Annotated in this window: 24 protein-coding genes and 1 rRNA gene; 9 read left to right on the top strand and 16 right to left on the bottom strand. The window is 53.6% G+C overall.

Features of this window, described 5'->3' with window-relative positions; genetic code table 11:
* Positions 1 to 91: ribosomal RNA gene (locus tag GZ1_RS19410) — 16S ribosomal RNA — on the bottom strand; the annotation flags it as partial.
* Between the two features lie 707 nt (positions 92 to 798).
* Here GZ1_RS19410 and yoyC point away from each other — a divergent pair.
* Positions 799 to 1,089 (top strand): protein YoyC, encoded by a 291-nt coding sequence (gene yoyC, locus GZ1_RS10975; protein ID WP_011231630.1) that lies wholly within the window; start codon positions 799 to 801, stop codon positions 1,087 to 1,089.
* Between the two features lie 64 nt (positions 1,090 to 1,153).
* Positions 1,154 to 1,597 (top strand): Hsp20/alpha crystallin family protein, encoded by a 444-nt coding sequence (locus GZ1_RS10970; protein ID WP_011231631.1) that lies wholly within the window; start codon positions 1,154 to 1,156, stop codon positions 1,595 to 1,597.
* A gap of 16 nt (positions 1,598 to 1,613) precedes the next feature.
* On the opposite strand, the gene GZ1_RS10965 is transcribed toward GZ1_RS10970, so the two are convergent.
* From GZ1_RS10965 to GZ1_RS10950, 4 genes are read right to left on the bottom strand one after another with little or no spacing between them, the layout of a single operon-like run.
* Entirely contained in the window at positions 1,614 to 2,636 is a 1,023-nt protein-coding gene (locus tag GZ1_RS10965; protein ID WP_060788475.1) for a LacI family DNA-binding transcriptional regulator, read from the bottom strand.
* A 53-nt stretch (positions 2,637 to 2,689) separates the two neighbouring features.
* Positions 2,690 to 4,216: a UDP-glucose--hexose-1-phosphate uridylyltransferase gene (gene galT, locus GZ1_RS10960; protein ID WP_060788474.1), complete on the bottom strand. Its 1,527-nt coding sequence runs from the start codon at positions 4,214 to 4,216 to the stop codon at positions 2,690 to 2,692.
* Positions 4,217 to 4,219: 3 nt separating this feature from the next.
* The gene (galE, locus tag GZ1_RS10955) at positions 4,220 to 5,206 is read right to left on the bottom strand and encodes a UDP-glucose 4-epimerase GalE (protein WP_060788473.1); all 987 of its coding nucleotides are present in this window, start codon (positions 5,204 to 5,206) and stop codon (positions 4,220 to 4,222) included.
* A complete protein-coding gene (locus tag GZ1_RS10950) occupies positions 5,203 to 6,387 on the bottom strand; it encodes a galactokinase (protein ID WP_060788472.1) in 1,185 nt (394 codons plus the stop codon). Before GZ1_RS10950 ends, galE begins: the two co-directional genes overlap by 4 nt.
* A gap of 188 nt (positions 6,388 to 6,575) precedes the next feature.
* On the opposite strand from GZ1_RS10950, the gene GZ1_RS10945 reads away from it, so the two are divergent.
* Positions 6,576 to 7,358 carry an EcsC family protein gene (locus GZ1_RS10945; protein ID WP_060788471.1) on the top strand — a complete coding sequence of 261 codons (783 nt, stop codon included), beginning with the start codon at positions 6,576 to 6,578 and terminating at the stop codon, positions 7,356 to 7,358.
* Between the two features lie 64 nt (positions 7,359 to 7,422).
* Here GZ1_RS10945 and GZ1_RS10940 read toward each other — a convergent pair whose 3' ends face one another.
* The 7 genes from GZ1_RS10940 to GZ1_RS19625 form a co-directional block, all read right to left on the bottom strand.
* Positions 7,423 to 9,609: an alpha-galactosidase gene (locus GZ1_RS10940; protein ID WP_060788470.1), complete on the bottom strand. Its 2,187-nt coding sequence runs from the start codon at positions 9,607 to 9,609 to the stop codon at positions 7,423 to 7,425.
* A gap of 108 nt (positions 9,610 to 9,717) precedes the next feature.
* Entirely contained in the window at positions 9,718 to 11,376 is a 1,659-nt protein-coding gene (locus GZ1_RS10935) for a glycerol-3-phosphate dehydrogenase/oxidase (RefSeq protein WP_060788476.1), read from the bottom strand.
* 159 nt (positions 11,377 to 11,535) lie between these two features.
* Positions 11,536 to 12,090 (bottom strand): glycerol-3-phosphate responsive antiterminator, encoded by a 555-nt coding sequence (locus GZ1_RS10930; protein WP_020755754.1) that lies wholly within the window; start codon positions 12,088 to 12,090, stop codon positions 11,536 to 11,538.
* Positions 12,091 to 12,105: 15 nt separating this feature from the next.
* Positions 12,106 to 12,261 carry a hypothetical protein gene (locus tag GZ1_RS19285; protein ID WP_164832333.1) on the bottom strand — a complete coding sequence of 52 codons (156 nt, stop codon included), beginning with the start codon at positions 12,259 to 12,261 and terminating at the stop codon, positions 12,106 to 12,108.
* A 16-nt stretch (positions 12,262 to 12,277) separates the two neighbouring features.
* Positions 12,278 to 13,675 (bottom strand): HAMP domain-containing sensor histidine kinase, encoded by a 1,398-nt coding sequence (locus GZ1_RS10925; RefSeq protein ID WP_020755752.1) that lies wholly within the window; start codon positions 13,673 to 13,675, stop codon positions 12,278 to 12,280.
* Positions 13,672 to 14,346 carry a response regulator transcription factor gene (locus GZ1_RS10920; RefSeq protein ID WP_013144934.1) on the bottom strand — a complete coding sequence of 225 codons (675 nt, stop codon included), beginning with the start codon at positions 14,344 to 14,346 and terminating at the stop codon, positions 13,672 to 13,674. The genes GZ1_RS10925 and GZ1_RS10920 overlap by 4 nt, the downstream gene beginning before the upstream one ends.
* Before the next feature lie 167 nt (positions 14,347 to 14,513).
* Positions 14,514 to 14,636, bottom strand: a complete 123-nt coding sequence (locus GZ1_RS19625) for a hypothetical protein (protein ID WP_013524106.1) — start codon at positions 14,634 to 14,636, stop codon at positions 14,514 to 14,516.
* Positions 14,637 to 14,867: 231 nt separating this feature from the next.
* Here GZ1_RS19625 and GZ1_RS10915 point away from each other — a divergent pair, with 231 nt between their 5' ends.
* Positions 14,868 to 15,332, top strand: coding sequence for an Hsp20/alpha crystallin family protein (locus GZ1_RS10915; RefSeq protein ID WP_011231644.1), 465 nt, complete (start codon positions 14,868 to 14,870; stop codon positions 15,330 to 15,332).
* 115 nt (positions 15,333 to 15,447) lie between these two features.
* Here GZ1_RS10915 and GZ1_RS19280 read toward each other — a convergent pair whose 3' ends face one another.
* On the bottom strand, positions 15,448 to 15,609 hold the full coding sequence (locus GZ1_RS19280) for a hypothetical protein (protein ID WP_015375249.1): 162 nt from the start codon (positions 15,607 to 15,609) through the stop codon (positions 15,448 to 15,450).
* Between the two features lie 83 nt (positions 15,610 to 15,692).
* Between GZ1_RS19280 and GZ1_RS10910 the strand changes: the two genes are divergently transcribed.
* Both GZ1_RS10910 and GZ1_RS10905 read left to right on the top strand, forming a co-directional pair.
* Positions 15,693 to 15,878, top strand: coding sequence for a hypothetical protein (locus tag GZ1_RS10910; RefSeq protein ID WP_011231645.1), 186 nt, complete (start codon positions 15,693 to 15,695; stop codon positions 15,876 to 15,878).
* Positions 15,878 to 16,132, top strand: a complete 255-nt coding sequence (locus GZ1_RS10905; RefSeq protein WP_015375250.1) for a sigma-G-dependent sporulation-specific acid-soluble spore protein CsgA — start codon at positions 15,878 to 15,880, stop codon at positions 16,130 to 16,132. The genes GZ1_RS10910 and GZ1_RS10905 overlap by 1 nt, the downstream gene beginning before the upstream one ends.
* Before the next feature lie 83 nt (positions 16,133 to 16,215).
* On the opposite strand, the gene GZ1_RS10900 is transcribed toward GZ1_RS10905, so the two are convergent.
* A complete protein-coding gene (locus GZ1_RS10900) occupies positions 16,216 to 16,560 on the bottom strand; it encodes a YppG family protein (protein WP_013144931.1) in 345 nt (114 codons plus the stop codon).
* Between the two features lie 192 nt (positions 16,561 to 16,752).
* Here GZ1_RS10900 and GZ1_RS10895 point away from each other — a divergent pair, with 192 nt between their 5' ends.
* Both GZ1_RS10895 and GZ1_RS19275 read left to right on the top strand, forming a co-directional pair.
* The gene (locus GZ1_RS10895) at positions 16,753 to 16,953 is read left to right on the top strand and encodes a YppF family protein (protein ID WP_011231648.1); all 201 of its coding nucleotides are present in this window, start codon (positions 16,753 to 16,755) and stop codon (positions 16,951 to 16,953) included.
* 119 nt (positions 16,954 to 17,072) lie between these two features.
* Positions 17,073 to 17,243, top strand: coding sequence for a hypothetical protein (locus tag GZ1_RS19275; RefSeq protein WP_013144930.1), 171 nt, complete (start codon positions 17,073 to 17,075; stop codon positions 17,241 to 17,243).
* A gap of 81 nt (positions 17,244 to 17,324) precedes the next feature.
* On the opposite strand, the gene GZ1_RS10890 is transcribed toward GZ1_RS19275, so the two are convergent.
* Both GZ1_RS10890 and GZ1_RS10885 read right to left on the bottom strand, forming a co-directional pair.
* On the bottom strand, positions 17,325 to 17,708 hold the full coding sequence (locus GZ1_RS10890; RefSeq protein WP_015375251.1) for a YppE family protein: 384 nt from the start codon (positions 17,706 to 17,708) through the stop codon (positions 17,325 to 17,327).
* 116 nt (positions 17,709 to 17,824) lie between these two features.
* Complete coding sequence (locus GZ1_RS10885) at positions 17,825 to 18,067, bottom strand: hypothetical protein (RefSeq protein WP_013144928.1); 243 nt, start codon at positions 18,065 to 18,067, stop codon at positions 17,825 to 17,827.
* A gap of 224 nt (positions 18,068 to 18,291) precedes the next feature.
* Here GZ1_RS10885 and recU point away from each other — a divergent pair, with 224 nt between their 5' ends.
* Positions 18,292 to 18,894: a Holliday junction resolvase RecU gene (recU, locus tag GZ1_RS10880; protein ID WP_011231652.1), complete on the top strand. Its 603-nt coding sequence runs from the start codon at positions 18,292 to 18,294 to the stop codon at positions 18,892 to 18,894.
* The last annotated feature ends 12 nt before the right edge of the window (positions 18,895 to 18,906 follow it).

Here is an 18,906-nt window from a genome sequence, read left to right as displayed (position 1 = left end):
CCAAGGCAAGCCTCGATCCGGTCCGCTCGACTTGCATGTATTAGGCACGCCGCCAGCGTTCGTCCTGAGCCAGGATCAAACTCTCCAAAAGAAAGTTGATTGGCTTTTCGCATTGTCCAGCTTCAGCCCGCCGCCGCTCGGGGTCAAATAACCTTCGCCTTCGGGATTGTAAATCCCTGCAGGCGAAGAACATTTGCCCATCGCGGCGACCCGCGGGCCTCAGCTTTTCCGTATTGTCCAGCTTCGGCCAAAGCGGCCTCCGCTTTTCTTTCGCGCTTCGTTTCGTTCAGTTTTCAAGGAACGACAGTTACTATTATAAACAATCTTTCAAAAATGTCAACTACTGATTCTCTTCTAATTATTACCGCGTTCATTTCGTCGCGGCAATTATTCATTATACGCAGTGTTAACTATTTGTCAATAGTTTTTTTATTTCATGATTGTTCGATCGTTGCACTCCGACATTCCGTCGAAGCGCGATTTTTATTTTATACACTATCTCACCTTATGTCAACTACTTTTTTAGGTTGAACGCTCTCCCACCTACGCTAACGCTTAGAGGTGGGAGATTTTTGGGAACACCCGCCCCACGGCAGGCTGTCAACCAAGCCATCCTCGTGCGTCCCACGGTTCGACTGCCTTACAACGACAGCAAACGAAACCAGCCCCCACTATCTACATTCGACTTGGCCTCCCGAATCGCTTCGACTGCTGTATGATATAATTTCTTAAAAAGAATATGTTGCAAGGAGCAGACCTCGAGGATCGCTATGCATATTTTTAAGGAGGGAAACAGCCGTGACCTATCCATTTTCTGCATTGCTTGACGGCTACCGCCGCCTTTGGCCGAACCGATCGCTGGCGGCCGGACCGCTTGATGAACAAGAAAGCCAAACTCTTTTGTATGAAACGATAAGGCAAGAGCTGCGCGATGAATGGACGCATCCGCGCGTGCGGCAATCGTCCGAAGTGAAGTTTTATTACGCAGTTAAGCGGGTGGCCGCTTCTGACTTGCCGGATGGCATGAAAGTAGCACTCATTCAAGCGTATTTGACGGTGATGGAACAATTGCAAGCCAATCATACATAAAACAGACGAATCCGGTTCACACTACTGAGCGGAAAAACATTTCTTGTTAAGGAGGATGGCAGTTATGGCGTTAATTCCGTATGACCCGTTCCGGCACTTGGAATCGATTCGCCGGGATATGAACCGCTTTTTTGCTAGTGATTTTCCATCGCTGTTCACTCATATGGATGAGCAGCACTGGATGCCGCGCATCGACATGCATGAAACGGCCAACGAATACGTCGTTTCGTGCGATTTACCGGGGCTGGAGCGGAAAGAGGATGTGCACATTGACGTGCAGAACAACATGTTGACCATCAGCGGCACGATTCAACGCCACCACGATGTAAGAGAAGAACAAATGCACCGGCGCGAACGCTTCTTCGGTCGCTTCCAGCGTTCGATCACCCTGCCGGCGGATGCGGCGACGGAAAACATTCGCGCGACGTACAAAAACGGCGTGCTGGACATTCATATCCCGAAAACAACGACAGGAACGAAAAAACGCGTTGATATCGAGTTCCATTAATGCGGAAGGGAGCGGCTTATCGACCGCTCCCCTTTTCGTTGCCCTCGCTGCTTGAGCGGATGACGAGCTCTGTCGGCACGACGACCTTTTTGCAAATCGCTCGTTTCGTCGTCAACCGTTCGATGAGCAGCTCAACCGCTGTTTCACCCATAAATTCTGTGTATACTTTCACCGTCGAAAGCGGCGGGTGAAGAAATGCTGCCGTCGGAATATCATTGAATCCGACAATCGCCGCCTCTTCCGGAACAGCGATCCCGGCTTCATGCAGCGCACGCAGGGCGCCAATCGCCATCGAATCACTGGCAATGAAAAACGCCGTCGGCAAGTCGCCGCCTGAAACAGCCTCTTTCATCAGCCGATAGCCATCTTCAGCAGTGAAGGCACCGATCCATACATAGCGGGAATCATACAGCCCTTTGACATACAAATATTCGTAAAACGCCGCTTCGCGCTCATCGCGGATCGGCGTTTCCCCGTCGACATATTCACGGCCGCCGATATAACCAATTTTCGTATGCCCCAACCGAAGCAAATAATCAAGCACTGTCACCGTCGCTTGACGCAAGTCGATGACGACTGAATCAAACCGATGCTCATCAGGCGAACAGTCGACAAACACAATTTGTTTGGCCCCGGCGGCAAAAACCTCGACTTCCTTCGGCCCGAACTTTCCGACGGCGATGACGCCGTCAAGCCCTTCCATCCGTTCGGTCGGATAAACGCCATTTTGCTTAAACAGTTTGACCAGTTCTATGCCGCGGTCAAAACATTCTTTTTCCACCCCGAGGCGAATCGCCATATAATACGGGTCATCGATTTCCTGGCGTTCCGAATACCAGTGAATGAGCCCGAAGCGAAACGATTCGCGCGCTTGCTGGCTTCGCTCCCGCAATGTTTTGTAGTTCAGCTCTTGGGCGACTTCAAAAATGCGCCTTCTCGTTTCATCGGAAACGGACAGCGTCGTATCGTAATTAAGCACGCGCGACACCGTCGCGACCGAAACGCCGACTTTTTCCGCGATTTCTTTTAACGTAGCCATCGTCTGTTCGCACCCCCTTTCTGTTTCATATGAAACGCGTTTTTTCGCCGCATTTAAACAAGAGACGACATGCGCTCCACCGCGTGCTGTAGAAAGCGGCGAAACGCGTCCTTCCCTCGCTTGTCCCGCTTAAACACCCCGGCATGTTCCAACACGGTCACAAACCGTTGCCCGACTTCGTGCCGCAAAATGTCATGGACGTTGTCCTTCGTGATGTCCGGATAGGCCGAGTGAATGGCTTCGCACCAATCCCAATGTTTATGCATCGACTCGTCCCAGTCTTCTTTTTTTGTCCGATGCACGAGATAATCGGCCAGCGTCTCCAGTTCCACGGCAAGCCGTGCCGGCAGCACCGCCAGCCCCATCACTTCGATCAAGCCGATATTTTCTTTTTTAATATGATGCAATTCTTCATGCGGATGGAAAATGCCGTACGGATGTTCCGCTGATGTCCGATTGTTGCGCAAAACAATGTCCAACTCAAACAAATCGCCGCACCGCCGGGCGATCGGGGTGATCGTGTTGTGCGGAACATCGCCGCTGTAGGCCATAATCTCGACGCTTGGGTCGCTGTACGTCCGCCATGTTTCATACAAAAAGGCAGCCGCATCCAACACGTCCTCTTTTGGTCCAGTCAAACGGATGACGGACATCGGCCAGCGCACAATGCCGGCTGTGACCGACGGAAACGATGGCAGCGGGATACACTCTTCGATCTCCGCCTTTTCCATCGCAAACGGATAACGCCCGCCTTGGAAATGGTCATGCACTAAAATCGAGCCGCCGACAATCGGCAAGTCGGCGTTCGAGCCAATGAAATAGTGCGGGAACTTTTCGACGAAATCGAGCAAGCGCTCAAGCGTCTTCCGCTCCATTTTCATCGGCACATGTTCGGCGGAAAAGACGATGCAATGTTCATGATAGTACACGTAGGGAGAATATTGGAAATACCACTGTTCATCCAATAACGTGATCGGGATGACACGGTGATTGGAACGGGCGGGATGACGCCACGTTCCTTCATACCCTTCGTTTTCTTTGCATAATACACATTTTGGATACGAGGATGACGGCATCTCTTTTAATTTGGCGATTTCCTTCGGGTCTTTTTCCGGCTTCGCCAAGTTAATGGTGATATCCAATTCTCCATAGATGGTTGACACTTTCCAGTGCTGATTGTTGGCGATGCGCGCCGTTTGAATGTAATTGGACGCTTGGCTCAACGAATAAAACCAGTCCGTCGCCTCCTGCGGGCTGCGGCGGTACCGCTCGTAAAAGGCGCGGATCACTTCCGACGGCCGCGGCATGACGCAGTCCATCAGTCTCGCATTCCATATATCGCGCTCGGTCGTGGTATTCGTTTCCAACAATCCTTGTTCATACGCCCAATCAATCATAGCGTCCAATACCGGGGCCGGCGAGGCCAAGGGAACGTCCTTGACCTCGGCCGGCTGCCATTCCGTGAGTCGGAGCGTTGCCAGCAGGCGGTTGCGCGCGTACACCACATCTTCCGGCGCTAAAAGGCCGCGTTGCTCGGCATAACGGATCAGTTGTTCAATCGCCGTCCAAATTCGTTCCATCGCTCACACACCCCGATAGCCGTTTGGCCGCGCTTTGTGCCACTCCCACGCCGAGGCGACGATATCCGTAATGGACAAGTATTTCGGCTCCCAGCCGAGCTCGCGCTTTGCTTTTTCCGATGAAGCGACAAGCCGCGCCGGGTCGCCCGGCCGCCGCGCCACGACGCGGGCAGGGATCGGGTGTCCGGTCACTTGCCGCGCCGCTTCGATCACTTCTTTGACGCTGAAGCCGTTGCCGTTGCCTAAATTGTATACATCGCTGTCTGCCCCGCTCCGTAATTTCTCGAGCGCCAGCCAATGGGCATCGACGAGATCAAGCACATGAATGTAGTCGCGGATGCACGTGCCGTCGGGCGTGTCGTAGTCATCGCCGAAAATGTAGATTTCCTCGCGCTGGCCAAGCGGCACTTTTAAAATCAATGGAATCAGATGCGTCTCCGGGTTGTGGTCCTCACCGATTGTCGTGCCGTACGCCCCGGCGACATTAAAGTAGCGGAGCGAAATCGAACGGATGCCGTAGGCGCGGTCCGCCCATTTCATCATTTTTTCCATCGCCAGCTTTGTTTCTCCGTACGCGTTTGTCGGTTCGGTCGGATCGGTTTCGATGATCGGGATTTGTTTCGGCTCCCCATACACGGCGGCGGTTGAAGAAAAGACGATTTGCTTGACGCCAAATTCCTTCATCACTTCAAGCAGCACTTGTGTCCCGTACACGTTGTTGTCGTAATACTTCAGCGGCTCTTCCATGCTTTCGCCGACCAATGAGTTCGCCGCAAAATGAATGACCGCCTCAATGTCGTGCTGGCGAAACACCTCGCGCAAAAACTCGCGGTCGCGAATATCGCCTTGGCAAAACACCGCATCACGGTGAACCGCCTCCCGGTGCCCCGTCTGCAAGTTATCCACCACGACCACACGCTCCCCTTTTTCAAGCAGACGGTACACCGCATGGCTGCCGATATACCCTGCCCCTCCGCAAACCAAAATCATCGGCTCATCTCCTCCAGTCCCGTGAGTTCTCTCGCCCCGTCACCAACTTCAACGACATAAAAGCTTGCTTCATAACCGATTTTTTCGGCATACGCGTTTCCGACCCGTTCAATGAAATCTTGAACGCATGCCTTTTTCACAATGTTCACCGTGCAGCCGCCGAATCCTGCTCCGGTCATGCGCGCCCCGACCGTTCCTTCGTGCGACCATGCCGCTTCAACGAGCGTGTCGAGTTCAACACCTGTCACTTCGTAATCATTGCGCAGCGACAAATGCGACTGTTTCATCAACTCGCCAAAGCGGACGAGATCCCCGCGCTCAAGCGCCCAGGCGGCTTCAAGCGTCCGCTCGTTTTCCGTCACCGCATGGCGGGCCCGTTTTTGCTCAAGCGGGGAAAGAAGATGTGCATAACGGGCCAGCTCTGCGCTTGTCAGCTCGCCGAGCGAGGCGATGTTCCGCACGCTTTGCAGCTTCGCAAGAGCCGCCTCGCACGTCGCCCGCCGCTCGTTGTACGCCGAGTCCGCCAGGCCGCGCTTTTTGTTTGTGTTCGCGATGACGATCGCACAATCGTCAAGCACCAATGGCAAATAGCGATACTCGAGCGTCTGGCAGTTTAACAGGATGGCGCAATCTTGTTTTCCCATGCCGACGGCGAACTGATCCATAATGCCGCAATTGACGCCGATGTATTTATTTTCTACGTTTTGGCTCATTTTCACAAGCTCCAGCTGATCAAGCCCGCGCCTGAACAGTTCGTTGAGCATCACCGCGGTCACAAGCTCAATCGACGCGGATGACGACAGTCCTGCGCCGTTCGGGATCGTTCCATAATACAAAATGTCCAATCCGGTCTCAAGCGGACGTAACGCTTGAAACGCAGCCAAGATCCCTTTCGGGTAGTTCGCCCAACCGTGTTCGCTCCGGTATGACAAGTCATCGTAAGAGACCGTGATCACTCCCGTTTCCGGGAAGTTTTGGGAGTAAAGGCGGACAAATGGCTCTTTCGTCTGCCGAACAAGCGCATACGTGCCGATCGCAAGCGCGCACGGCAGCACACGCCCGCCGTTGTAATCCGTATGCTCACCGATCAAATTGACGCGGCCGGGGGCGAAGAAAGTGCAGATGGCTTCGTCCGAGCCGCCAAAAAGTTGGGTAAATTGTTGTTTTAAAGCTGCGATCATGAAAAAGCCTCCTTAAGGTCATCTAGTCTAATAAATATTTTAGTTAAAATTTTACTATCCATCAACGAAAAATTCCGATTTTGATTATACCGACAAGCTTCTTGTTAGAAACAAAGCCCTTCCTTCATCCGTATAATTCGTTACAATCAACTTATCCTAAACATAAAGAAGGAACAGGAGGCCCAAGCATGGATGCCATACTGGAGCTGCAAAAAGAACTAAAGCAAATCGAACAGTGGGAACACTCCCAAAAAGACCTATGGTTTTGGGAAAAGCTCGGCCGCTTGCCGTTTCAAGTGCTCGATAAGCTGACGCCAAAAGTCGTCCATCGAAAACTCGGGCAGCTGCTTGATGAGCTGGGCAGCTATATTCAAAGCGGCGGGCAATACTTAGTGAATGAAGGAAAGGTATTGGACAAGCTTGGCGTATCGTCGTTGGCCGAGGTGCCGCACTTGCCGCTTGCGACGATGGACCGCGTTTGCGACGAGTTGATCGATGCGCGCGTCACGTTCGCCCAGCTGCAAGGGGCGGCGACCGGGGTCGGCGGGGCGCTGACGCTGGCGGTGGACATTCCAGCGCTTCTTGGCTTGGCGCTGAAAACGCTGCAAGAGATCGCCATCGTGTACGGATATGACCCGAAGGAAAAAGAGGAGCGCGTGTTTGTCGTCAAATGCCTGCAGTTTGCCACGGCGGACATCGTCGGGAAAAAAGCGATTTTGGACGAACTTTCGTCGTTCTCCCATGAACGCGGGCGCGTCTTTTCCGAACTGCAAGGCTGGCGGGAAGTGATGATGACGTTCCGTGACCAATACGGGTGGAAAAAGCTGTTTCAAGCCGTTCCGATCATCGGTGTCATTTTCGGTTCGCTGTTTAACAAATCGTTTATGGAAGACATCGCCGAAACCGGGAAGATGCTCTATCGGAAGCGGCGCATTATCGAGAAGCTCAAACAGTTTGAACCCGGCATCTAACATGCCGGGTTCGATTCGTTTGTTTCGCGCTGATGCATCCGCTCAGGCCGCATCATCCCCCCTATCATCGAACGGCTTTCAATCGCCACATCATGCTGATAAAATCGCCCAAGCGGTGCGGCACCGCCACTCCGGCATACATCAGCTCGTCGCCGCCGTAGACGCCAAGGCCTTCGATTTCATAGTCTTGATTCGGGTCAAGCCCTTTTAAGCGCAAGTGCGACAGCGGGGCGTTCGCTTCGGCCAGAACGCGGAAGTAGGCGACGAGCGCTTCCGACTGATCTTCCGAGACGAACATCCATGCCGCCTCGTTGCCTTCAAACGGGCTGAGCAGCCGATAAAACGTGCCGAACTGGACGAGGCGGCGCACATCTTTGTAAAACGCGACTTGTTCCTTAATGATTTGTTTTTCTGTTTCCGTCAATTTCGTGATATCGAGCTCATAGCCGAAGTTGCCTGACATCGCCACATGGCCGCGCGTCTTGAGGGACGTCACCCGCCCGACTTGATGGTTCGGCACGGCCGAGACGTGGGCGCCCATGGCGCTCACTGGGTAAACGAGGCTTGTACCGTACTGGATTTTCAGGCGCGAGACAGCGTCAGTGTTGTCGCTCGTCCATGTTTGCGGCATATAATAGAGAATCCCCGGGTCAAACCGCCCTCCGCCTCCGGAGCAGCTTTCAAACAAAATGTGCGGAAAACGCGCGGTGATCTCGTCCATCACGCGATAGAGCCCAAGCATATAGCGGTGCGACGTTTCGCGCTGGCGCTCGGGCGGCAGGGCGGCCGAACCGATTTCCGTCATATGGCGGTTCATGTCCCATTTCACATAAGTGATGGGGGCGCTCGCAAGCACGTTCGAGATCGTTTCAATCATATAGTCGCACACGTCTTGGCGGGAATAATCGAGCACAAGCTGGTTCCGTCCTTCAGAGCGCGGGCGGTTGGGCACATGGAGGCACCAGTCGGGATGTTTCCGGTACAGCTCGCTGTTTGGCGACACCATTTCCGGTTCGATCCATAAGCCGAACTGCAGCCCGAGTTCGTTCACTTGTTTCGCCAACCCGTCCAAGCCGTTTGGAAGCTTGCGCCGGTTGACGATCCAATCGCCGAGCGAACGGCGGTCGTCATCGCGCTCGCCAAACCAGCCGTCGTCCAGCACAACCAGTTCGATGCCAAGCTCCGCCGCCGTTCGGGCGATATTCATCATCTTTTCCTCATTGAAGTCAAAATACGTTGCTTCCCAGTTATTGATCAAGATCGGACGTTCGCGGTCGCGGAACGCGCCGCGCGCTAGGCGGGTGCGGTACAGTTCGTGGTACGTTTGCGACATTCCGTTTAACCCTTGATCGGAGTAGACCATAACGACTTCCGGCATTTGGAACGACTCGCCCGGTTCCAATAGCCACGTAAAATCAAACGGATTGATGCCCATCGAGACGCGGGCAGTGCGGAACTGGTCCACCTCGATTTGGGCGAGAAAATTGCCGCTGTACACCAAGCTGAACCCGTATACTTCGCCTTGGTGTTCATCGGCGTTTTTGGCAGCGAGCGCAATAAACGGGTTTTGTTGGTGGCTGCTCGCGCCGCGGCGGCTTTCCGCCGCTTGCACGCCGGTCAGAAGCGGGAGCCGCTCGATCCAGCGCTCGCGCCCCCACGCTCCGGGGAGATGGATCCAATCATAGTCAGCAGTTGGGAAATCAACGCTCATACTGAGCGCACGCAGCAGTTTCAACCGCTCGCCGCCTTTGTTTTCAAAACGGGCCGCGCGCGTGATGACGTTCCATTTTTCATACGCCGTATACTGCAGCGTGACCTCTAGGCCAATCAGCGCATCTTCAAGAACCATTTCAAGCGTCTCCGCTTCTTGTTCGTGCTCAACATACGTCGCCGGAAGCCCATCAAGCTTTGGCTTCCCCTTGAAAATGCGATGCGTTTTGTAGCGCAAATCGGTCACGGTCGAGCCATTCTCAAGCTGCACTTGATACGCCGGAGCCCGGAAATCGGTATTCCCATAGGCTGGATATTCTTGTGGCAGCGTATCGAGCGAAAACGTGCGGTCGGATGGGTCGGGGTTAGGGGAAAACGCGCGATCGAGCCGCGGAAACGCCCGCGCGCCTCGAACATCGCGCACCGCTTTTCCCCAATAGACATGCGCCAAATAGCCGGAGCGGAAAAGCTGCATCACGTAGCTCGCCTTTCCCGCCCGCAAATGAAACTGCTTCGTTTGCGGATTGTATGCAACTGACATTCTCTTCCCCCGCTTTGTTTTTGTTTAAATTTTACTTAATTTTTACGAAAAAATCCATCAAAAAAGCGCCCTGGATTCAGGCGCTCATCATTTCCTTCAAAGGATCATTCACTCCTCTCCTTCCTCCGCCAACACAGCACGCCGCAGTTCCTGATCGAGTTCCTTCCCATACATGTCCCGCTCTTCCTCGGTCCACCCAAAATACCGCGCCATAAACGCAACAACCGCCTCTTTCTCACGCCGGACCGAATCAATATCAAACAACAGCGCTCCGGTGCGGCGGATGAAGTAGTCGACTGGTTTGACCGCCATTTCTTCCTCGATGGCGTAGACGAGGCGGACGAACGTTTCGCGCGTTAAGCCGGACGAGCGGTCGTACTCGTTGCTTAAGGCAAAGAGGCGGTCGACATTTGTGCCGTACTGTTTTGCCAGCCGCGCCCCTTGTTCTTCTGTCAGCCCATAGCGCGCCGCTTCCTTCGCCTTTTCGGCGATGAAGACCGGCAGCCGGTGCGAGCCGCCGACATCACCGCCGGAAATTGGCAGCTGTTTCGTTTGGCACGGGCGGAACGTGTTTCCCTCTTCTTTTTCCAATTGTTTGGCGACGAGGTCGACGACGGTTTCCGCCATTTTCCGGTAGCCGGTCAGTTTGCCGCCGGCGATTGTGATGAGGCCGGATGGCGATGTCCAAATCTCGTCTTTGCGGGAAATTTCCGACGGGTTTTTCCCTTCTTCGTAAATGAGCGGGCGGACGCCGGCCCAACTCGACTCGACATCGTCGGCAGTGACGCCGACAGACGGGAACATGTAGTGAATCGCTTGCAATAAGTAATCACGGTCTTCTTCGGTCATGGCCGGATGAGCGGGATCATCGTCATAAAATGTATCGGTCGTGCCGACATACGTTTTCCCGTCGCGGGGAATGGCAAACACCATCCGGCCGTCCGGGGTGTCAAAATAAACGGCTTGCTTGAGCGGAAACCGCTTTTGGTCGATGACGATGTGGACGCCTTTGGTCAGTTGGAGGCGTTTGCCGGTTTTCGAACCGTCTTTGTCGCGCAGCGCATCAACCCATGGTCCAGCAGCATTGACGACTTTTTTGGCGCGGATGTCATACACTCGTCCGCCGATCATGTCGCGGCAGCGGGCGCCGGTGATGCGGCCGCGCTCGTCGTATAAAAACTGTTCGGCTTTGACGTAGTTGACGGCGTCGACGCCAAGCTCGACCGCTTTTTTGACCACCTCGATCGTCAAGCGGGCATCGTCGGTCCGATACTCGACGTAATAGCCGCCGCCAATCAGGCCGTCGCGCTTTAAGAGCGGCTCTTTTTCCAACGTCTGCCGGGCATTAAGCATCGTGCGCCGCTCGCTTTGCTTGACGCCGGCCAGCCGGTCATACAACCAAAGGCCGATCGACGTGCTCCACTTGCCGAACGTTCCGCCGCGGTAAATGGGCAGCAGCATCCACTCCGGTGTGGTGACGTGCGGGCCGTTTTCATACACAATCGCCCGTTCGCGCCCGACTTCCGCGACAAGCTTCACCTCGAACTGCTTTAAGTAGCGCAAGCCGCCGTGAACAAGCTTCGTCGACCGGCTTGACGTGCCGGCGGCGAAATCTTGCATCTCGACAAGCGCGACCGTCATGCCGCGCGAGATGGCATCAAGGGCGATGCCAGAGCCGGTGATCCCCCCGCCGATGACGAGAAGATCATATTGTTTTTCGCTCATCGTTTGAAGAACATCGCTCCGCTGTTTGCTTGAGAACGTCATGCATGATTCCTCCTTTTGAAAAAGACAAAAAGAGACCATTGCAAACACGATAAGCATGACGCCTACCATGCATGCGTGGTCTCTCCTTGTCTCCTGACTGATGATTAACTTGTTACCTTTATTGTAGCAGACGGCGGCCGATTTGACCAGCTCAACGCATTATCCATTGTAGTGGCGCCAAAGCGTTTCATTTGACGTCGTCACCGATGCCGCGCCGGCTTCCAGCGCCCGCTCGACATCGTCGACCGTGCGGATGAGGCCGCCGGCGTAAATCGGTTTTCCCGTCCGTTCTTTCACTTCGCGGATGATGTGCGGCATGGCGCCCGGGATGACTTCGATGCAGTCCGGATTCGTTTTGGCGATCAGCTGATAGCTTTTCTCCAACGCATGAGAATCGAGCAAAAAGATGCGTTGCACGGCCAAGACTCGTTTTTGCCGCGCCTTCATAATGACGCCCGCTTTCGTGGAAATGAGGCCATGCGGGCGGAACTCTTGGCAAAGGTATTCCGCCGCATGTTCATCATGGCTCAGCCCTTGCACCAAGTCGACGTGAATGATCAACTCCTTGCCATGCCGGCGCGCATAGGCAAAGATGCTTTTTAACTGGGCAATATGCACCTCAAGCAACACGCCGACCGTGTAACCGCTTGACAAAAAGGCGTCAAATTGCTTCATCGTTTTAATGGCCGGAATGATGCGCTGTTTCGCTTCCATTTTCTTTTCTTCGATTCATCCTCTCATTTTGTCGATCTCATCTAAGCATGACAGTGACATCATCGTCCGCGGTTTGCATGTCGCGATTTTCACCCCGCGCTTGCGGAACTTCTCGACGACGTGATGAATCGCTTTTTTGCCTGCCGTCTCTTCGCCATGGGAATGTCCCATGTCTCTCACTCTCCTCCTATTCCGCTTTCGGAATGGCCAGTTCGACCGTCGTTCCTTGATCGATCTCGCTTTCCACTGTAATTTGCCCGCCGTATTTATCGATGATTTCCTTGGCGATCGAAAGCCCGAGCCCGGCGCCGCCTTGTTCGCGGCTGCGCGCCTTGTCGACGCGATAAAAGCGCAAAAAAACGTTTTTCAGCTCGTCTTTCGGAATGCCAATGCCATGGTCGCGGACGGCGACCGTCACAAACGGCCCTTCCTCGCGCAAGGAAATCGCGATTTGTTTCACTCGCTGAGAATATTTTACCGCATTGTCAAGCAAAATGAACAGCAATTGTTCAAAATGATGCTTCGCCATCGCCGCGCGCGCAATCGGCTTATCCGGCTGGTCAATCAGAAATTGGAAGTCCGGGTGCAAGACGCGGAAATTTTTGACGACTTGTCCGACAGCCGCCGCGGCATCCATCGGCGCGACCTCATCCGGCACCGTGATCGCCTCGGCGCGCGACAAGTCCAGAAGCTCGAGAACGAGCCGCTTCAGCCGCTCCGCCTCTTTCATCGCCGCCTCAAGCGATTCTTCCAAAATCTCCGGGTTGTGCTTCCCCCACCGTTGCAGCAACGAAAGATGGCCTTGCAAAATGGCGAGCGGCGTGCGCAGTTCATGGGACGCATCCTCGACAAATTGCCGCTGCATGGCGAACGACCGCTCAATTTCATCCATCATGCCGTTGAACATCACCATCAGTTCCGCAATTTCATCGCGCGCCGGAGGCACATCAATGCGCCGTTTCAGCCCGTTGTTTTTGATGTCGGCCATCGTTTTGGCCAGCGTTTGCAACGGCCGGACGAAGCTTTGCGCCACGAACCGGCCGGCGACAGCGCTTGCGGCCATGGCCAAAAAGCCGATCGCCGTCATGATGAGAAAGAGCGTGTTGGTCACTTGCTGGAACCTCGCCAGCCGGCGGGCGATTTCGATCGTTCCATGCAAGTTGCTGATATGAATCGGCTGACGGAGCAGCAAAAACCGTTCATTGTTGATGAAATGCTCATCCATTTTCCGCTTGTCGGGCATCTCGCTCGGCGATAGCGACACCGCTGCCCCATTTGAAACGGAGACGATGACGTTTCCTTTCTCATCCGTGACGCGAATGAGTTGGTATCGTTCATTCAACCTTTCCAAAAACGCGCGGCTGCGGCGAATCCCTTCCCATGATAGATTACGTTTTTCCTCGTAATAGGTTTCAATTTCCGCCACCGTTTGTTCCATCGTTTTTTCTTCTTCCTTCAGCAGCCATTGTTTGACCATATGATATTGCAAAAACGTAAACACAAAATACGTAATGAAAATCGCCCCGGCCGACAAAACGGTCAGCTTCCCTTTCAGCGAAAGCCGGCGAATCGCCTCCCTCTTCATGGCCGCATCACATATCCCGTGCCGCGCACCGTTTGGATATACCGCTCTTTATCGTGTTCGTCAAGCTTTTGCCGCAAGTAGCGGACATAGACGTCAACGACGTTCGTCTCGACTTCGGCGTCAAATCCCCACACTTTGTCAAGGAGCGCATCACGCGTCAAGACGACATTGATGTTTTGCATAAAGGCGACGAGCAAGTCGTATTCCCGCTTCGTCAGCTCAATAAATTCGTCTCCTTTTTTCACGGTGCGCGCCTGCACGTCAACGACTAAATCTTTAAACGTCAACACTTGGGCGTTCGCTTCCGGATGAACGCGGCGGAACAAGGCGCGGATGCGGGCGAGCAGCTCTTCAATGGCAAACGGTTTGACGATGTAGTCATCGGCCCCGTTATCGAGTCCCATGACGCGGTCAAACACGCTATCGCGCGCTGTGATCATCATGATCGGCGTCGATTTCGCCGCCCGGATGCGGCGGCATACTTCCATGCCATTGAGACTCGGCAGCATCACATCAAGCAAAATGAGATCCCACTGCTCCGAAAGAGCGAGCTCGAGCCCTTCGCGTCCATCGGCGCATACATGCACGTCAAAGCCTTCGTGCTTTAAGTCAAGCTCCAAAAACCGGGCGAGCCCGGCTTCATCTTCAATCAATAAAATACGTCCGTTCATCAGCTGCTCCTCCTCCATTGCGGCTGTTTGCTTTCATTTTATACATCTTTCACTATACACAACAAATCGTCCACCGCCAACGGACAGCCAGCAGTCAAAAAAGGAATGGGGCGCCTGTTCGAGACGCCCTCAAAAATGAATCGGCCAAAAGCGGCGCAGGCAGCTGTTTACGAGTGGCGGTCAACGATCCAATCGACAATGGCTTGAACGATTTCCAACGCTTGATAGGAAAGAAGCGACACGGCTGTTCCAGAAAAAAACAATGTCACCAACCAATGAACCCAATGCATCGCGCCATCCCTCCTCCCGCCGCCGGGCAACCGACAGCGTTATTGATGTGCATCACATGGATGGTGGTGTCATTATATTCCATCTGGGTTAAAACAAGATGAAAACTCCCTAAAAAAGTACGGAGTAGCTTTTTTTTCGCTCCGTACATACATTGACAGTGAATCGCCTTGCCAATCGGCAGCGTCCCGACAGAGTCATTTCGCTGTTTTGAAAAAAGGGAGGGAAGCGCAATGAATGAATCGTTTCAACCACCAGCCAATGGGGGAGGCCATCACCCGTTCCATCATTTGCGGAAAATGATGAATCAATGGTTTGATGAACGGCCGCTGCAAAAACTGTTTGAAACGCTCGATGACTATTTCGCACAAACGTTTGCTGCCGCGTACATTCCGATCGAGGTGAAAGAGACGAAGCACGATTACCAAATCATTGTCCGGCTGCCTGACATCAAAAGGGAACAAATCAGCTTGCAATGGCAGGAAGATGGGCTGCAGCTGATCGTCGATCACAATGAAACCATTGAATCGGCAGATCATCACGGCCATGTATACGAACGCCGCCACGCACGGCGGCGCGTGGCGCGGCTGATTCCGTTTCCGTATCCGGTCGCTGAGCATGAGGTGAAAGCCTCGTTTCAAAATGGGACGCTCACCATCCAGCTGCCGCAAAAACGGAAATATATCGATATCGATTGAAGACGATCCAGCCTGTGTGTGCGTTCAAAAACCATTTTGGCAACGGCCAGCGCCGCGCTTGGGCGTGAAACAAGCCGTTCCCTGCATGGGGAGCGGCTTGTTTCTTGTCCATCTTCTATTGTTTATGGAGTGAATTTCCGGAACGTTCGCCCTCTTCCGGCGTTCCTTTTTTGATCACCCATTCATTGGCGATTTCCTCACGGTTGTTCGTGTATTTGTTTTTCCGCTTCCAGTTGTCGTTGCAGTCTGTCACCGCCGCCCCCTTATTGTTTGCCATTTGCTTGCCTTGCCGCGATCAAAACGATGCATACATACTTTCTCGGCTGACAAGCTACGCTACTGATAGGAGGTGCAAAACGAATGGCGAAACTGCCCGATTTCAAACAATTGAACGACCGACTGATCAACGAGCCGTCGGATGAGCCGATGCTTGTCATCAAAACAAACCTCGACCCGGACCGCGTGACGGAAGAAAATCCGTACGTCCAAGGCCGCACAAACACAAGCAAAGAGTTTGTCTCTTTTTTTGAAGGGGGCGGACGATGATGGAACAAACACTCGCTTACTTGCGCGAAGTGCTGTCCAACTATTTGGATCACCACAGCGACACCCCAAAACGCATTTACAAAAAACTGATCAGCAAACCATACCGAGGCGAAGGGGAATTTGTCCGCGACTTAACGCAAGAAGAAAGCGCCTTTTTGGACCGCATTTTGCCCCATGAAATCCGCTATGCGATGGATGAGCGCGATTATGAGCGCGTGTATCAGCTCAATGAAGTGTATGAGTTGCTCATTTGACAACGTGACAACCGCTCCCCGTGCAAACGGCGGAGCGGTTTCCCTTTTTCAAGCGCGCTCGACCGTCGCGCCATGACGCGGTTTCATTTTTTAAACGTACCGAGCAATCCTTTCAACACGCCATTCACTTGATTGACCGTATTGATCATTTGCCCCACGGTACTCATCATTTTGTTGATATCGTACGTTCCGTCGCTGTTTTTAAACTGGGCGAGAAACGACGGGCGCGGCGGCGGCAAAAGCGGTCCTGGCTTTGGATACGGCATCGGATACGAGGGAGGCGCGGCATGGCCGGACGGAAGATGAGGCCAGTGAACCGGCGCCGATGGGAAGGATGAAACCCCATAGTGAAAATAAGGACTATAATGGCCGCCTGAGCCGTATGGTCCATAAACCGGCGGCGAAACTGGGCGCGGATAACGGTGCATGTCTCCTCTCCCCCATGTTTGATAATCGATTCCCCCTAGGCTAAGGAGGCGAGCTGCCACTAGTATATGTGCAAACGCCTGACGACGTGTGCGGACATGTCACCTCTTGTCGGAAGTTTTAATTTTCCGAAATCATTCTTTCTCCCTATTTTCATGGTACGATGTAAAAAAGGGGAAGGGGGAAAAGCATCAATGAACGTGACGGAGTTAAAGCATAAGTTTATGGCGGTCAAACATTGCGAACCGGCTGAGGCGAACGAACTGCTTGATTTTGCCCGCCGTCTGTATTTGCGCGGGGAAATTTCGCTCGCCGAGTACCGCGATCTCGTGCGTGAGCTCGAAAAAGCCGGCGCCTCTCAGCCGGATGAAGCAGGGGAATACGCTGGGCTGTAGGACGATGAGGGAGCTTTTCCCTTCTTTTTTTTGCCCCTGTTCCTCAAGACGCATAAAAAACGATGTTTCTTCCCACCCTAAAGAGGCGAGAGGAATTGTCGTACAAGGGGGGATTGGCGATGGGTCGAGGCGTCCACTTTAACCATAAATTGAAAGGCCATGACCATGAAAAGCCGAAACATGGAAAACCAGCGCCGCCCAAGCATACGGAGCGGGTCGAATACGAGATCAACACCGTCGCTACTGCAGAAGGCGGCCCTGTCTCGATCACAACAGGCAAAGACACATAAAACAAAAAAGGGGGCTAATCCAAAACGCACTCGCGTTTTGGGTCAGCCCCTTTTTCCGTGCGGCCGCTTTCTCCTGCCCCGTCAAAACCTCTCCTTGCCTGCTTCGCTCGTGTCGTCAAGCCGTTCCTTGACAAGCGCCAGCGTATAAGCGACGGCCTGGCTGTATTGCTTGATGCGGCGCTCAGGAACGGATGGATAAAAGGCCTCAACGCACAGCTTCGCCATATGGTCGGCGGCGGCCTCAATTTGCCGCTCATGGACATATTTCGGCCGCGCATGGCGGACCCAGCGGGAAGCGGCGTCCTTCCACCGTTCGGCAACGGCCTGCACCTCTTCGGCCATCGGTTTCACGTCGCCAAAAAAATCCGGCTCCTCGTTCTGCTCGCGGGCGCGCCGGGCGATCAAAAGCAACTGTTCGTTGTATTGTTGCAGGCGCTTCGTCAACGCCTTAAGCTCTTTTTCCATGGCGCCTCCTCCTTTATCCATGCCGGCAAATCCGGTTTGCCCTGTGCCCTATGGCCCGGAGAACGGATGCGTTTTGCCGCGATGCGCTTCTGTTTGATGATACCATATCGGCCGGCTTACACGAAATACAATTTCGACGAAAGCGGAAGTGCAGCGCTCTGCTTCTCCTTCTCAAGCCGCTGTTCCACGCCGGCGATCTGCCCTTCAAGGCGCCCGAGCTGCGCTTGATTTTGCGCATAACGCTCTTCGATGACATCGGCGATCACTTTTTCCATTTTCGCATCGACCTGCTCGATGAGTGCAACTATTTCCTGCAGCTGCTTTTCGATCTCCTCTTTTTTCACGAGCCGTTTTTCCATTCCCTCTCCCCCATTTCTCGCATGATGATATTCCATTCGCGGCGGGAAGGACGACTCCTGCTGCGGCGACAAAAGTAGAACGAATTCGGCAAAGAAAGTGGCAAGCAGCCGCCATTCGACATTGACCTCCTTCGCTTGCCTTCAGTCGAAAGGAGGAAAAGAAAAAGAGCGCATATGACCGGAGCGTATGGTATAATAAAAACCATTCAAAGGAGATGAACGCGATGGCACTCAAATACCCGAGCGGAAAAGAGTATCGCGGAAACAAGCCGAACGCCGCGCGCCGGCCGGCGGCCGATTATGCCAATCGCGGCATGACGCTCGAAGACGACTTAAACGCGACGAATGAATATTACCGGGAACGCGGCATCGCGGTCATCCATAAAAAGCCGACCCCGGTGCAAATCGTGCGCGTCGACTATCCGAAACGGAGCGCCGCCGTCATTACCGAAGCCTACTTCCGGCAAGCGTCGACGACCGACTACAACGGTGTGTACCGCGGCAAGTACATTGACTTTGAGGCGAAAGAGACAAAAAACAAAACGGCGTTTCCGCTGAAAAATTTCCACGCTCATCAAATCCGCCATATGGAGCAAGTCGTCGCCCACGGCGGCATTTGTTTTGCGATTTTGCGTTTTTCTTTGCTCAATGAAACGTATTTGCTTGACGCCTCTCATTTGATCGCTTGGTGGAACAAACAGGAAGCCGGCGGACGAAAGTCGATTCCGAAACAAGAGATCGAACGGCATGGACATTCCATTCCGCTTGGCTACCAGCCGAGAATTGATTATATTAGTGTAGTAGACAACGTGTACTTCACCCGTTGAAGTGAAAACTTG

It is taken from the genome of Geobacillus zalihae NBRC 101842 (assembly GCF_001544135.1).
GTDB lineage: Bacteria > Bacillota > Bacilli > Bacillales > Anoxybacillaceae > Geobacillus > Geobacillus zalihae.
Note: the sequence above shows the minus strand (reverse complement) of the source record. Positions and strands in the feature narration are given on the sequence as shown.